The organism is Sphingobium sp., from assembly GCF_035511395.1.
Taxonomy (GTDB): domain Bacteria; phylum Pseudomonadota; class Alphaproteobacteria; order Sphingomonadales; family Sphingomonadaceae; genus Sphingobium.
The window spans coordinates 96,783-110,677 of the sequence record NZ_DATKFP010000126.1 but is presented as its reverse complement, the minus strand read 5'-3'; the positions used below and the strand labels follow the sequence as shown (position 1 = coordinate 110,677).

The 13,895-nt window shown below is 59.6% G+C and carries 13 protein-coding genes and 1 tRNA gene; 3 read left to right on the top strand and 11 right to left on the bottom strand.

What is annotated here, in order from left to right; translation table 11 throughout:
- From VMR39_RS08535 to VMR39_RS08520, 4 genes are all read right to left on the bottom strand, one after another.
- The coding region (locus VMR39_RS08535) for a hypothetical protein (RefSeq protein ID WP_325415559.1) at nucleotides 1–1,068 on the bottom strand (1,068 nt) is incomplete at its 3' end.
- Nucleotides 1,068–1,679: a hypothetical protein gene (locus VMR39_RS08530; RefSeq protein WP_325415558.1), complete on the bottom strand. Its 612-nt coding sequence runs from the start codon at nucleotides 1,677–1,679 to the stop codon at nucleotides 1,068–1,070. The genes VMR39_RS08530 and VMR39_RS08535, both read right to left, overlap by 1 nt.
- Nucleotides 1,680–1,681: 2 nt before the next feature.
- Complete coding sequence (locus VMR39_RS08525; protein WP_325415557.1) at nucleotides 1,682–2,407, bottom strand: hypothetical protein; 726 nt, start codon at nucleotides 2,405–2,407, stop codon at nucleotides 1,682–1,684.
- 221 nt (nucleotides 2,408–2,628) lie between these two features.
- A complete protein-coding gene (locus tag VMR39_RS08520; protein ID WP_325415556.1) occupies nucleotides 2,629–3,201 on the bottom strand; it encodes a hypothetical protein in 573 nt (190 codons plus the stop codon).
- Nucleotides 3,202–3,844: 643 nt separating this feature from the next.
- Here VMR39_RS08520 and VMR39_RS08515 point away from each other — a divergent pair.
- A complete protein-coding gene (locus tag VMR39_RS08515; protein WP_325415555.1) occupies nucleotides 3,845–4,549 on the top strand; it encodes a recombinase family protein in 705 nt (234 codons plus the stop codon).
- A gap of 142 nt (nucleotides 4,550–4,691) precedes the next feature.
- Here VMR39_RS08515 and VMR39_RS08510 read toward each other — a convergent pair whose 3' ends face one another.
- A complete protein-coding gene (locus tag VMR39_RS08510; RefSeq protein WP_325415554.1) occupies nucleotides 4,692–5,879 on the bottom strand; it encodes a hypothetical protein in 1,188 nt (395 codons plus the stop codon).
- A 714-nt stretch (nucleotides 5,880–6,593) separates the two neighbouring features.
- The gene (locus VMR39_RS30450; protein WP_414712474.1) at nucleotides 6,594–7,058 is read right to left on the bottom strand and encodes an SH3 domain-containing protein; all 465 of its coding nucleotides are present in this window, start codon (nucleotides 7,056–7,058) and stop codon (nucleotides 6,594–6,596) included.
- Between VMR39_RS30450 and VMR39_RS08505 the strand changes: the two genes are divergently transcribed.
- Nucleotides 7,057–7,680, top strand: a complete 624-nt coding sequence (locus VMR39_RS08505) for a hypothetical protein (RefSeq protein ID WP_325415552.1) — start codon at nucleotides 7,057–7,059, stop codon at nucleotides 7,678–7,680. The two genes, VMR39_RS30450 and VMR39_RS08505, sit on opposite strands and share 2 nt — an antisense overlap.
- Nucleotides 7,681–7,754: 74 nt before the next feature.
- Here VMR39_RS08505 and VMR39_RS08500 read toward each other — a convergent pair whose 3' ends face one another.
- The 5 genes from VMR39_RS08500 to VMR39_RS08480 form a co-directional block, all read right to left on the bottom strand.
- Nucleotides 7,755–8,705, bottom strand: coding sequence for a reverse transcriptase family protein (locus VMR39_RS08500; RefSeq protein WP_325415551.1), 951 nt, complete (start codon nucleotides 8,703–8,705; stop codon nucleotides 7,755–7,757).
- An 88-nt stretch (nucleotides 8,706–8,793) separates the two neighbouring features.
- Nucleotides 8,794–9,114, bottom strand: coding sequence for a helix-turn-helix transcriptional regulator (locus tag VMR39_RS08495; protein ID WP_325415550.1), 321 nt, complete (start codon nucleotides 9,112–9,114; stop codon nucleotides 8,794–8,796).
- 35 nt (nucleotides 9,115–9,149) lie between these two features.
- Nucleotides 9,150–9,284 (bottom strand): hypothetical protein, encoded by a 135-nt coding sequence (locus VMR39_RS08490; protein ID WP_325415549.1) that lies wholly within the window; start codon nucleotides 9,282–9,284, stop codon nucleotides 9,150–9,152.
- Between the two features lie 1,209 nt (nucleotides 9,285–10,493).
- Nucleotides 10,494–12,083 (bottom strand): recombinase XerD, encoded by a 1,590-nt coding sequence (locus VMR39_RS08485; RefSeq protein ID WP_325415548.1) that lies wholly within the window; start codon nucleotides 12,081–12,083, stop codon nucleotides 10,494–10,496.
- Nucleotides 12,084–12,177: 94 nt separating this feature from the next.
- Nucleotides 12,178–12,253, bottom strand: a tRNA-Thr gene (locus VMR39_RS08480).
- Nucleotides 12,254–12,410: 157 nt separating this feature from the next.
- Here VMR39_RS08480 and VMR39_RS08475 point away from each other — a divergent pair.
- Nucleotides 12,411–13,709: a hypothetical protein gene (locus VMR39_RS08475; protein WP_325415547.1), complete on the top strand. Its 1,299-nt coding sequence runs from the start codon at nucleotides 12,411–12,413 to the stop codon at nucleotides 13,707–13,709.
- Nucleotides 13,710–13,895: the final 186 nt, after the last annotated feature.

Below are 13,895 nucleotides of genomic sequence, written 5' to 3'. Positions count from 1 at the left end.
CCTTGCCTCTGCATTCAGCGTTGCCGCCTGCTGTTCGATATTGCCCACGGGTCCCAGCGTCTCCGCAATGTGCCGCGCGGCGCGTTCCGCTTCCTGCTGTTGCCGTGCTTCGATATGGCGGCGGACTGAGGACAGCGCGGGGCCAGGGGTCCGAACCGCCTTGCTGAAGCGGCTCCGAAGGTTATCGCCAAGGTCGGCCGCCACCGCTGGAACGCCAACAGCCTGCCGCTTCCCGACCTCTTCGGCTACCTGCTGGGGCCGCATCGGTTGCCGCGTTTGGGGATGCAGAGTGTTACCGATTTCTCGCCCAAGCTGGGCATTGGCGGCAGCAAGCGCTGGGTCGCGAGCCAAGTGAGCCCCTTCGGCCGCAACCGACCGGCCCACCGCTCCCGGCAGGTAATCGCCCACCGTCTGGAGCCCCCTACCCGCCAGCCGCACCACAGGGTCGGTGAAGGGGCGTAGCGGGCGAGCAGCGATAGACGCTGCCTTTGTCACATACGGAAATGCCGCGCCCGCCAACGACGCTACACCGCCAGCCGAAAGGGCATCACTGGCGCGGCCTAGGAGAGTTTCGTCTTTGGACGACATGGCACCCGAGGCGGCCCCGTAGAGGCCCGCAGTCTTAGCGCCCGCCAGAGCCTTCTGGCCCAGAGAGGCCCCCTTCGCGATCTTCGAGGCGGGCAGGAACAGGCCTGCGCCCATTCCAGTCCATGCAGCGGCGTTGCTGGCTCTCGGGTGCGACTGCGCGGCGGCCTTTTGGCGGGCCTCTTGGAACGCTTGACCCCGACTGTAGGCCTTGGCGGGCTCGAAGTCCTCGCTGGCATCAAAGGGAGCGCGAATGGCGTTCAAGAGGACCTCACGGGTTCCCCGGACGGCCCCCGATGCTCCTGGAAGGATGCCGTCCAGATAGTTGCCTGCGACCCCCGCGAGGGTGTCCTTAGCGGACCCTCCCTGTTTCTGGCGAACGTGGGCCTCCACCCGAGACTGAATCTCCGCGTTTGTCGCGCCGTCCGGGACTGTAATGATGAAGGATTGGCCGTCGGGCGTGGTGACTTTTTTCCGCTGCATCAGTTGGCATCCTCAATGGTCCAGGCCCCCCGAGCCGGGGCTTTTCGGCGTCCGATGTTCGGAGGGGGCGTGGGGAGGCCGAGTTGTTTCGAATAGGACGCCTTGTTGGTGTCCAAGAAGGTCTGGAGGCCTTTCAGGGCTTCCTCATTGGCCCCGTCGAAGCTCCAGCGATCGGGGACGCCCTGGAGTGCCAGCTTGCTCTCAAAGTCCGACATGGCGCCTTCTCCAGGCTTATGGTTCGCTTGGCGGACCATTTGCCTAAGTGGGGCCACCGCTGCGTCAAACTGCGCGTTCTGCTGGCTTGGCAGATATTCTCGCAACGATTGGATTGGACCGGAGCCGCGATAATTGGCGTCGTACAGTGTCCGCACCCGATCAAGGTGAGGCTGCACACGGCCGATGAGCGCCAATGCTGCCCGCGCTTTATCGCGAGAAGATTTGAGCTCTAGCCGCTCCTCGTTTGTCTGGGCGCGGCCATTGGGACCAAGTGGATTTGTCTTCGAGACGCCCTGGTCTCGGTACGCCTGGAGCATCCGAGCCGCGTCGGGCTCCAATGCGCCGCGCCGTTCCAATTCTAGGAGCGCTTCAAGTTTACGATCTGTAGATGCCATGATTAATTGCCTCGAATGAAAGAGAGAAGGTCAGCGTTTGATTGCTGGGAGGCGGGGGTCCATTTCGAGCCGCCCTTGCCGCCCGTTCCGGCCTTGCGGAGGCCGAGAGCCTCGCGGGCAATGCCGATTCTTGCCGAGCCTTGGGACGCTGCGGTCCCTGCACGCTCCCGCATGATGCGCGTGCGTTCCGCCCGGTCGTCGGCGGCGGCGTTCCGATGGGCTTCCTTGCGGTCGGCCTCTACGCCCGCTCGATGGTCCTTTCGGGCCTGCGCGGCCGTCATGCCGATGCCGCCGAGAATTCCAGCTTGGGCATCGTTCCACTCAACGGGAAGGAAACGAGGATCAAGGCCCGGATACGCCTCGGGGTGTGCCCGCATGTCCGCAAGGGCCTGCGAGCGATCCTCTGGCGCCAGTTGGGCAAGCTGTTCGACATAACGAGAGGTGAAGCCCGCAATGTCCGTTGGCTTCATCGCTTCCCGCTTGTCCTTCATGTAACCCGTGAAGGCCTCGACGGGCCGATAAGAGCGCTGGCCGGTCTGCGGGTCCGTGAAGATTTCGAAAGCATCGTCGGGACCGCCAAGTGCCGAACGCCCTTCTTCACGGAGAGCTTGCCGCTGGGCTAAGAGTCCCTGGGCGGCTCGTCCCATACCATCCGCAAAGTCGCGGCCGGACAGCATCCCGGCGCTGATCGCAAGGAGGGTGTCTTGGCGGTGGTCGTCATCCCACAAGCTCGCCTTTTTGCGGACGGGAGGCGCCGGGGGAAGCTGAGCGGCTATATTGCCATTGCCTGGGCTATCCTGCTGAAGGCGGTCACTCCTCGACATGGGTAGCGCGGACTGCGGGAAGCCAGAGGCTATTGGGGCCGCGCCGATGCCGGGGGGCGGCTTCGGAAGGTTCATGTAGGGGTCCTGAGGGCTCATTGCCGTGGTGCCGGTTCTGGAGAATAAGCTCATCGTGCTTCCCCCTGCGCTGCAAGTTGTCGTTCCAGCCGGAGACTTTCGCTCTCTTCGAGCAGCTGACGCTGTAGCTCGGCGCGTTCGCCAATCTTCGCCCTTTGCGCCTCTTCGTATTCAGGAGAATCTCTGAGGACGTACCATTCTGCACGCCTGCCCGAATACTTATCCGGCCGGGGCGGTAGCGTGCCCGATGCGGACACAGTGAGGAACACGCGGGGGTCTTTCGGGTCGGCGGTCGGCGCAAGTTCGGTAGCGACCCTGCGAGACCAAGCGGCAACTCCGGCGTCCCGACGAGGATCGAGAATGTTCGTCAAAAGCCAAACGCCTATGGGGGTGAGGAGCTCGACGTCAGTAAGTCCGCTTTCCGTATCCTCCAGGCAGGGCATCAGCGCATGGGCCGGAAGGCGGCTGACAACTTCGGCAACAGCTTGCGGGTAATATCCGAGAGCTTCGCCAATATCTTCGGGAGGAAAGCAGGGGACACCGTCGAGTATGAGGACACGAACCGGATGCCCTTTATATTCACGGATTAGATTGGGGTCCTTCAGGACCGAAAGGTTAGACATTGTTCATTCTGTACAGAGGTTAAGATTAGACCTGCCGTCGCGATCTGGCGGGCCGGGGTGGTCTTGGGCCCATAGGGACCGGCAAGAATTGAGTGCGCCTAGGTTCGATTTTTGCGAACCTTGCGGGTTGGCAGATGGAACCGGAATGGGGCGGATGGGACCCTAGGAACCCCTTGAGAATTTCAGGGGGACCCATTTTTCAGCGCGTTGAATTGTTACGGGAATGGAACCTTAAGGCTCGATAGGGGACCCTAATTTGCTGGGTCCCCCAAGAAATCTACAGGGCGGCATGTGCGCGATGAGGGTCCGAGCTCGCTTAAGTTGATCTAGCGAAGCCGCCAGTTTCGAATGCGGATTTACCAACGGCCCGAGGGGGGAACCCGCTGCGGCCTGGAGGGGACCCAAAGGGACCCAAAGGCCCGTGGGGACCCTCGGCCTGAAGTCGGTCTAAGCTGGGCCTGTCCTCGGCCCTGCCCTCGGTAAAGGCGATACCTATCGGCGCAGCAGCGCAGCCGAAGCGACATTGGCTTTGATGCCACCGAGCATCTTCATTCATCCGTGACATTCAGGGCCGCGAGGTCTGTTGACAGCACCTTACAAAACTGCGTAACGTTCGTAAGTCGGATTTGTAAAGGAACGTTCGGTGAAGGTTGTAACCTACTATCGCGTGTCAACAGCCGCGCAGGGCCGCTCCGGTTTAGGCCTTGAGGCTCAGCGACGAGCGATCGCTTCCTACTGTGAAGGTCGGGCCTGTGAGGTCTTGGCGGAGTTCACAGAGATTGAGACAGGAAAGCGTAACGACAGGCCGGAGCTTGCTCGCGCCCTGCATTATGCAAAGGTCACGGGCGCCACGCTGGTGATTGCCAAGCTGGACCGGCTTTCCCGCAACGCTGCCTTTCTCCTTCAACTCCAAGACAGCGGCGCAAAGTTCCTCGCGGCAGACATGCCCGAGGCATGCAACCTTACGGTCGGCATCTTGGCGCTGGTAGCTCAGCAAGAGCGCGAGGCCATTTCGGCGCGGACTAAGGCGGCGCTTGCAGCCGCAAAGGAACGGGGCACCCGTTTGGGCAACCCCAACGGCGCCGCAGCGCTCCAGCGGGCCGGAAAAGGGAATAAGGCGGCTGTCGGGGCAGTCAAAGCGGATGCCGATCGGCACGCCCTTAATCTCGCTCCGATCGTTGATGACCTCCGCCTGCAAGGGCTATCATCCCTCCCCGCTCTCGCTAAGGGTCTAAACGAGCGCCACATGGCTACCCCGAGAGGGGGACTGTGGCACCCATCATCGGTAAGAAATTTGCTTTCACGCATTTCCGCTCTGCGGGGCGATGTCGGGGAAATAATCGGGTAGCTTGTAATTAAATAATATCAGTGCGTTAGATAATTTCAGCCGCCGCTTTCCGCCAGTTTTCTCACCTGCATTTGTGTTGAGGTCGTGGCAGGTTGGCGGCCGGACGTTGAGAGATCGAGGGACCCGCAGGGGCCACGCAGTCTCAGCGGACCCGAGGTATGATCGGCGGCAGCCCCCTACCCTCAAAGTGCCTCTGGAAGCCCGACCGGATCGCTTGGGCGGCTTTCTCCTCGTTCCCTGTGGCGACCATAAGGGCATCATGGACCGGCAAGAACCCGATCCCGTGCAGGGTCCTTAAGTCGTCCATCGCGAGCCGCATAATCTCGGCTTCATGGTATTGGAGGTCCAATGCGGAAATCCCCAGCGCCGGCAGGTCCTTCAGGAACGGGTATCGCTCCAGCCCAGCCGCTCGGGCCTTCGAGAGCGTGGCGCCTCCTGCTGTCGGATCAGCGGCGCCCAAGGCGATCGTTAGCCACTTCTTGACGTGTACACGGTCCACGCTGTCTAGGGCGTAGGGGTCCGTTGAGGCATCGAACGGCAGCTCCAGGAGGCCGTGCAGGATCGTGAGATGCGCGGCGCTAATATCGACTTCCGCGACCGGGTGCCCGTCGATCCGTATGACCCGCTGCCGGGATGCCTGTCCGCCTTCCATAGCTTCGTATGCATCGGCGCCACGGGCCGAATAATACCTGCCATGCCATTGCCAGGAAAACCCCGGCTGATCGGCATTGCAAAAGACCCTACGAAGCCCTGCAAACGAGATACCCTCAATCCGCCCGTCCTCTAGGAGATGGCCGTTAAGTGCCTGGACCCCTTCGCGAATAAAAGAGGCCACCGGGTCATTTGGATCGATTTCCGCAGCTTTCGGAGCGGTCTTTTTGCTATCTTTAGCCGCGCGGGCCTCAAGCACCGCCCGGGGTCGGAGGCCCGTGCTGGCTCGAAAGTGCGCCTTTAGGTCCCTCAGATGGACGCCATGGCTCTCGGCAAGTTGCAAGAGCTTCGGTGTTGGCCGGAAGCTGGTGCGGCTGGTCCGTGTCTGGGTCTCCCCGAACATCTGGTAGGACCGCGTGTATCCTGGGAGCTCGTCAATCAGCTCTGCCGCACCCATGGCCGCCCGCATCGCCTTGAAGGCCTCAGCGCCGCCAGGGTAATCAGGGAGGGCGTTAGTGTTGGTCGCCAGCTTGCTCCATCTGTCGTCCGCTGCCGCCCTTAGGAGGTCCGTCAGGAACGGCGCGACGATCTGGTGGTACTTCCGGACCGAGGAGTGTCGGAGTTGCCCTCGCTGAGCCTTGTAGGGGCATATGACGCCCTCCGCGATAGCGGACACCAATGCATTTGCCTGGGGGGAAGTCGGAGCCCCGCCGAGAAGCATCGAACGCCCGAAGGTTCTCGCATCGCGCCTATCGGCGACACCGTCAGGACGGAATAGGTCCATCATCGGAGTAAATCCGTGCATGGCTCACGTTCCTTTTGATTGAAATCAACGACGGGTATGGCAGTTCGGGGTCTCGCCGGACCCCTACAGTCCATAGTGGTAGGAAATCTTCCGCTAATCCGCAGACGATACGCTATCGCGGACGATCCGCCGTTGCGAACATTCATCATAAATAAGTCCGTACTAATTTGGCGTCCCATGCCTATACCGCCTTTCGCGGCGGCACCTTGCTAACCGCCTTCAACCCGTTAAGGGCTACCGCCGAATCAGAGTGTGAGAGGGGTAAATGGACGGAGGCACGGCAGCGCTTGGCGCATGGATTTTCGCGACAGCGCTATTCGCGATCCCAATGAGATCGCAAGGTATCGCCTAGGCCGGGCGGAAGCCGACGCTATCTACAAGCCCAGCAAGGTCCTCCTGTGGTTTGCGGTCGGCTTTGCTGTTTTGGCGACGATTGGCGCCCAGAGCGCAGCGGAACGAGCGGTGAGGTCGCATAGGAGCATTTCGTACTGACGTTCGCTGATTGGCAAACCGCCCGAAGCCTTAGAACTCCGAGCGGCCGGCGATAGTTGCCCATAACCCTGCATTAATTGGCAAATTCTGCGCTGTTCAAACCCCGTAGCGCTTATTTCCACCGCTAGTGATGCAGTAGCGGCCACCGCGTGGGCCGATGCACACCGTCCCGCCGCTGCATGGACAGCCTGACCCGCTGTAATATCCGCTTCCGCCAGAGCGCCCCTTTCGCGACCGGCTGGAGCGCGATTTCCGTTTTGTCTTAGCAGGCGATGAATTGAACGAGTAGAGGTTGCCGGAAGATTGCTTCCGGGATGACCGCACGGCGTTGGTCCGGAAGCTATCATATCCGTTCGACGCCCCCCGCGTGCTCGCTGCAACGTAGTCTGAGGACAGGAACCGCGAGCTAACCCAGCAAGCGGGCTTTTCAAGTTTCGTCCAGCCTCCGCCACCCTCGACCGATGAGACCGATTGGCCCTTGCGGAGCTTCGCGACCACCCGGGCCTTTGTGTTCGGCGCTGAGCGACAATTCACGCCATCGGCGTTTACATAGGAAGCCATGGCGGTTCCAGAAAACATCATGCAGGCGGCCACGATCGCCGCCCGTAAAACATGCGCGAATTTCACTGTCAAAGTCCCCCCTGTACGCAAGATGCGCAACGCTGGACATAGCGCGGCAGAAGGTCGGCGTGCAAATGGCCCCTTTCATTTTGGACCATTCTCATTGTTCTCTTTTTGTTCTATCCATGGGCAACGTCATGAGTCGCCTTGGAGGATCGAAATGCACCCTATGCCCGTCTCCGCAACCGCCTCGCCCGCTGGGTTGCCGCTGGACCAAATCAACGCGGTAGAACTCACCGGGAATATGCTCGTGGACGCCTTCGTCCATGCTCAGGGGCCGGAAAAAACTCGCCGCGCCCGACTGAGGCGATTTGCGGCCCGTCAGCACCTCAAGTCCCCTACCGTGGCCGCTGAGGCCCTCTCGGTCCGAATGGGACTCCTAGGCGACCTCATGGACTCCTGCGGGGCAATGGAGGGCGAATGGATTGCCATGTGCGAGGCGGTGGCGCGGATACGGCTGGAGGACGGCAGGGACTTTCCGCTGCCTTGGGGTGACGGAGTGGTCTCGTATGACGCGGCGAGGCTTCAGGAAATGATTTGGACCTATGAGGTCCTGCGATGAACTGCGGCAAAGGGCCGCTCGCACAGTCGGAGCCAACTTCTCGAATTCGAGCAATTATGGCGACACCCTTGCTCCTAAAACGGCGCAGGTCCTTGGGCGATCGGCACGCGTTGAGATCGCAGCTTGGCCTTTTGAACTAACGCCTCCTGCACCAGCCTCTGCCGCTTATCGCGTTTTTGCCGGAGAGAGTGCATCTGATCCGCTGCTTTTTGGCCTGCCTTCGAGCCAGCGCCTGTTACATGCCGGAGGGTACCGAGCTGCGAAAGGAGCTTTTGCTCAACCGCGTCCCGCTCAACATCGGTGACCGCGTCATGATATTCTTCGAAAGATGCACGAATTGAGAGGTGTAAGGCTCTAGGCGCTACTAGCTCTCTTCCTAAAACACCTATTCCAGTGATGAAGACTGGACGGTTTCCGGTCCTGAAGCGAATATCATGACTTCTTAATCCATGCTCCTGAATAATCTTCCTGATCTTCGATAGCATTTTTTGAGGGACAAACCGGCCTGATATAGTAAGATCATCCACCCAAACAGTATAATTTAAACCTCTATGATGACACAATTCAGAAATCTTATCAAACATCGGACGATGTACAAGGCTACACAACACAGGCGTCAGCGGGGAGCCAAAAGAGACTTTTCCATCCACCGTCGCTATATGTGTAAGCAAACCAGCCACATCCTCTTCCATCCGCAGCACATTCTCAAACCAGCGCTTTACCATTCTGCTATTTGTGGAAGGGTAGAACTGTTTCAGGTCAAGTGTTAGATACTGACACTGGCCGATATGTGCAGCTGCGTTGTCGCGCTGGGACTTACCTTTTCTAGGACTAAATAGATAATCGGGTTGTTTTATCTTGTTGAGGTGAAACTTCAGTCGCTCATGAACGCTTCGGAGGCGGCCTGAGGGATAAGCGAGGTCGCGTAGCTTTTTCTTTTTCCCTGTTTCGGCCTGTCGCCGAACAATAAAGTGTTCTTTGTAATTGACCAACCGACGCAGATCGTCACGCGTTTCCCCTACCAAGGACGCGATATCTCTCTGCGTGGGAAACTGAGCGAACGGCGATCGAGCGAGTTCGTACCGCTCAATCTGCTTCAGTTTCAACGGTCGACTATGCATCAACTATCTCTCGGGGGGAAAGGCGCTCCAACAATGACAAGACTCGAGGAGCAACGATCAGCTTCCCTCTTGTCTTGACCCCTTGCGCGTCCAATTCTTCAGCAAAGAAGAGAAGTTGAGACATCTTAACATTAAAACTTGCACTATATTTTTCCAACACCTCCATCGTAACTTCTTTCGAACCACTTTCGATGTCGGAGATCATCGACTGAGACATGTTAAGCTCAGACGCGATTTGTTTTTGCGATAAGCCAAGATAAAGACGCAGCAAACGAAGCGCGTCATTAATCATGGGCCGCTTTGCTCTTACCATGTTACGCTCCTTTCCGGCTATTTCGAGGTCACCGCCTACTCCCGATCCGACAACCAGACCCAGAAGCGGGCAACATAGTAAGCTGCCTGCCCGCCACCGACCACCAGCTTCCAAAGCCAGCCCCGGTTAGGGCAGCGGCGCCGCCGCTGGTGACGATTCTTCTTGCTCATCATCGTTTCCTTCGTTTCCGCCGGTAGGATTACCGGACGCCCGTAGAAACAAAGGTCTGTTCAGCGACGTTTTACCTCGAACATGCCGCACCCGGAGCCCGACGGGTGCGGCGCACGCCACGGTCCCGACCAGCCACGAGATTGATTTCGGAAGCAATCTGCCTCCTCAGGGCTCCAGGCCCCACACATTGACGGGTTCAGTAGATGAGCAACCATCACCCGAACTATATGGACGAATTCAACCACAGCGTCAATACGATATCGCTCGAAGCGATATTTTAGTTTTGTATGGTTGGTCGTTTCGGAGGGCCTTCTCTTTCACCGGCCTAGATGTGCCAAAACCTTGCGTTTCCAGCGACGCCCGCGCGGCGTCAGCGATACTCTCTCAGCCCCTTCAACATCCCTCTCGATCTTGAAGAGCGCCGTCGGGGCCGTGACATTCCCGTATTCAGCCGTCCGACTAAGGATTACCTTGCGGACCTGGGCGGGCGGATCGGAGGAAAAGGCGCAATAGAAAGCGAGCGTTTCTCCTTCCCGGCGGAGAACATTGACCAACGTTTCCGTACTCTCGATTGATATGTCGTACCAAGGGTTTCCCCGCAACACGCGAAGCGCCGCAAGAAGGCGGTCTAGAGCCTCCTCACTCATTGCTGCTGCCGAATGCCGCTGCCGCCAAATCATCCACGATCTTGTGACCCCGAGGCGTCAGGCTGTATCTTACGGTGCCACCAGGGTCTTCCGAGCGCGTTGCGTACACGAGTGGCGCGGGGTTGCCACCTTTCTGGGGCCCGGCAAGTTTCTGGAGACTATCGTGTATGGTCGCGAGAGCGCTCGTTGACGAGATTGCACGCCACAGCTCCGGTAACGTTGCCCTGGACCGTTGTTTCAGCGCCAATAGAAGCTTAAGGCGGTGCAAGGGCATGGAGTACCCCAAAGACCTCTGGAAGTCTCCCAGTGCCCGCGCAATCGTGTCGAGTGACGCCATGTTGCCCTCCGAGTTGAACAGCGGGGGGCTTAGGTGGACCGGGCGTACGGAGGCAAAGGCTTTCCGGGATTGCAGACTGTCCGCAACCGCACGGAAAAAGACCGGCTTGCATGGTGCAAGGGCTGGGTTACTCTGGCGGCGCTGCGGGGGCCTAGTTTTGCCTCCTCCGGTAACACGGAGGTGTGGGTGCAGGTAACGATCCCAGGGGGCTCCGCAGTAACCTTTCAGACTTTGAATCTCGGCAGGCGCTCAATCGCCGCTGCTTTGGCTTGGACAGATACCTTTCCATATTTTCGGCCGGTGGTTGTCGCAGCGTGGCCTTGGATTGCATCCGCCACCCTCTCCTCCATGCCCACATCAGCGGACATCGTTTTGAAGAGGTGCCGCCAAGCATGGTTAGGCTTGATGGCAGGATCGATAATGCCGACTTCCGTCCGGACCCATGCCGCCAAACGCTCGCCTACTTTTTTGACATGACGGTTGCCTTCTGCATTCTCGCCCGTGGCGCGGAGCTTGGAAGGATCGTAGAATATCGGGCCCGCCTTCAACGCCTTTACGACTGCGAGAAATCCTTGTTCGATTAGGTGAGGATGTAGCGGCACCTCGCGAGCAACCCGCGTCTTTACCGTCCCCGCCTCAGGCGTAATCCGCATGACCCAGACGCCCTCAACCTCCACGACATCCTGCTTTCGGAGCTGACTGAGCTCGTTGACCCGCGCTCCACTATAGGCGCACAGCCAAGGTATCCATCGCCTCGCACGAACATAGGGCTGAGACAGTCGCCCCTTTGGAGCCTCAAGGCTGGCACGCAAGATCGCCAAGGCCTCATCGCCGGTGAAGTCTTTGTCGCGGGTAACAGCCTCTTTTGGAATGCGGACCTTGAGACCAGCCGCGACGTTCTCCGGCAGCAGCTTTTCTTCGGTTGCCCACGCGAGGGTACACCGGACCGCAGTTACATACTTGTCGCGCACCGTCACGGGCTTGCGCAATTTGCCTTGCCGCCCTGGTGTCGCCAACAGGTGGTCGCGCCAGTTCGTTAGATCGTCTCGTGTGAGCCTGCGGGCATCATCGTGCCCCAAGAAGCCTATGAGGCTTTGAATGTAGTTGCGCCACTCCTTGCTGACGCCCGCCGATACCCCTTGTGCTTTCGCGTAGGCCTCAAATGTCGGCATGAGAAATACAGGCTGCTGCGCTTCCGCCGATTTCCTGCGCGGCGCTTCGGGCTCTACAGGCGTCGGAACATCCTTGCCGTCCAGCCGCTTGAGAATAGCCTGCCACGTCTCGATCTGGGCATTATGGAAGGCCCTGACGTAGTCCGAAAACTCGGGGGCGTTTTTGTCTAGCAGAAACCCTAGCACCTCCGCGTGACCTTCCGCTTCGGGGCCCCAGAGCGTGACGATTGCTTCAATATCGCCCAGCGCTCGAAGTACAAGCGCCTCCTCAAGTTCTGCCTTAATATCAGCGATGAGGTTGGCTCGTGCTTCCCTTTTGCGCCAGCTAGGCCGATTGACCCACCTAACGTCTTCGTCGAGCGCCAACCCCTCAGAAATCCAAGTTTCACAAAGATATTTGGAGAGCTCTGGCGTTAGCTCATTGAACTGGCCGGAGTGCTTCCGCGTCGCCTGCGCCACCTCGCGATCATACTGGCTCGCCGCTGCGTCGTAGCGCTTCAGGAAGTCGGGGGCGTCAGGATGCCCCAGAGACACCCGCAGCTGGGTCCCAGAAAGATAGGGACGGAGGTGATTTGGAAATTGACGTCGGAAGGATTTTCTGCCTCCCGGATGGTTCTGGATGTGCTTCACGAGCCAACCCATAGCAGATTCCTTGTACCCATGCCATGTACCCTGGCGGGCCTAGAAACCGCAGATTTCCGTATTTTCCTGAGAAATCACCGCCTTATGAAGGCAATGGTGCCGCTTACGTGACTCGAACACGTGACCCCATCATTACGAATGATGTGCTCTACCAACTGAGCTAAAGCGGCGTCGGGGCGGGCAGATAACAGTGGTTGGCGTGCTGCACAAGCGGGCAAATTGCATCATTGCAACCTTTTTCGTGCCAGCCTCTTTACCCCCTCTTTACCATCCCGTGCCAATGTACCTTCCTTGAGAAGGCTTTCCTCCGGATTAGGGACCGACGAGATGGACACTCTGCGGGGGCGCGATGTCGCCAGCGACCGCGATGATTTCGACGATGGCGGCGACGCTGCGATCGAAACGCCGCCTGCCGTCGGGTCCGATGAGCGGCGCATGCAAGTGCGCGCCTATAATTATTGGGCATCACTGCTCGGCGATCGCGCCCTGCCCTCGATCGAGGATCTGGCGCCCGAACAGTTGGAGGATTTCGGCCCCTACAGCGTGCTGCTCGATTTCAGCACCGGCCTCGACAATCCCGCCATCGTCTATCTCGGGTCGGCGCTCCGCCAGGAATGCGAGATCGAGGGCCAAATCGACTATATCAACGATGTGCCAACCCGCTCGCTGCTCTCTCGCCTGACCGACCATTATCTTCAGATCATCGCCAATGCCGCGCCGATCGGGTTCGAGGCGGAGTTCATCAATCAGCGCAACGCGGAGATTCTCTATCGCGGCATATTGATGCCCTTCTCATCGGATGGCGACACGATCGACTTTGTGTTCGGCGTCATCAACTGGAAGGAAGTGCCGGGACAGGCCTTGCTCCAGTCGCTGGAGCAGGAAGTCGGCGAAGCGCTGCGCACCGCCCCCGAACCGCGCCCGGTGGCGCCGGTTTGGGCCGACGGCCCTGCGGGTGCGCCGACGATGCTCACCGATTCGGACGATGACGAGGACACGCTCGATCTCACTGGCATGGAATGTCCGGGCGAGGACGCCGCATTGGCCGACTGGCTCGCTCTTGCTCGCGACGGCGCAGCACGCGTCCGCATCAGCGAAGCGCGCAGCCATGCAGCGCTTTATCGCGCCGTCAGCCTCGCCTACGACTTCTCGCTTGTCGCGCGCGTCCGTCCCGACGACTATGCCGAACTGCTGGCCGACTATGGCATCAAGGCGCAGGCGCGCAGCCCGATGACCGCGATCATCAAGCTGGTGTTCGGCGCGACTTACGACAAGACGCGCATCACCGAATATGCCACGGCGCTGGATCATGCGCTGGCGGCGAACCTTGGCGTCGGCAAGCTCGCCGAATATCTGTCCGCTTATGTCGGCGGCCTCAAGGCGGTCGTTCGCGACGAACGCGCCCAGCGCCGCTCCGACAAACCGGACCGGCCCGACAGGCGGCAGGTGGCGCGCGACGCGATGAAGGCCGCCGCCCCGATCGATCCGGTCGCCATCTCGACCGATGCGGACGGCTTTGCGGTGGTCGTCGCGCGGCGAGAAGCGGATGGATCCTTGTCGCTGGTCGGCGCGCTGCCCGAAGATTGCGATCTGGGAAAACGCGTTATTGCCGCAGCCTCGCATTGACGGACCGCATCGGCATCTCCTACTGTCAATCAACGACAATTCGCCGCTAAATGCCTTCGCGCCATCCAGATCGGCGCTCGACAGACCGCCATCGCTGACCCATGGTTGCAGCCTTGCGCCAACGCCCCGTTCAGGCGGACGGGCGATTGTGCGCTGCATCATTTTATTTCAAAACCTGGAAATTTT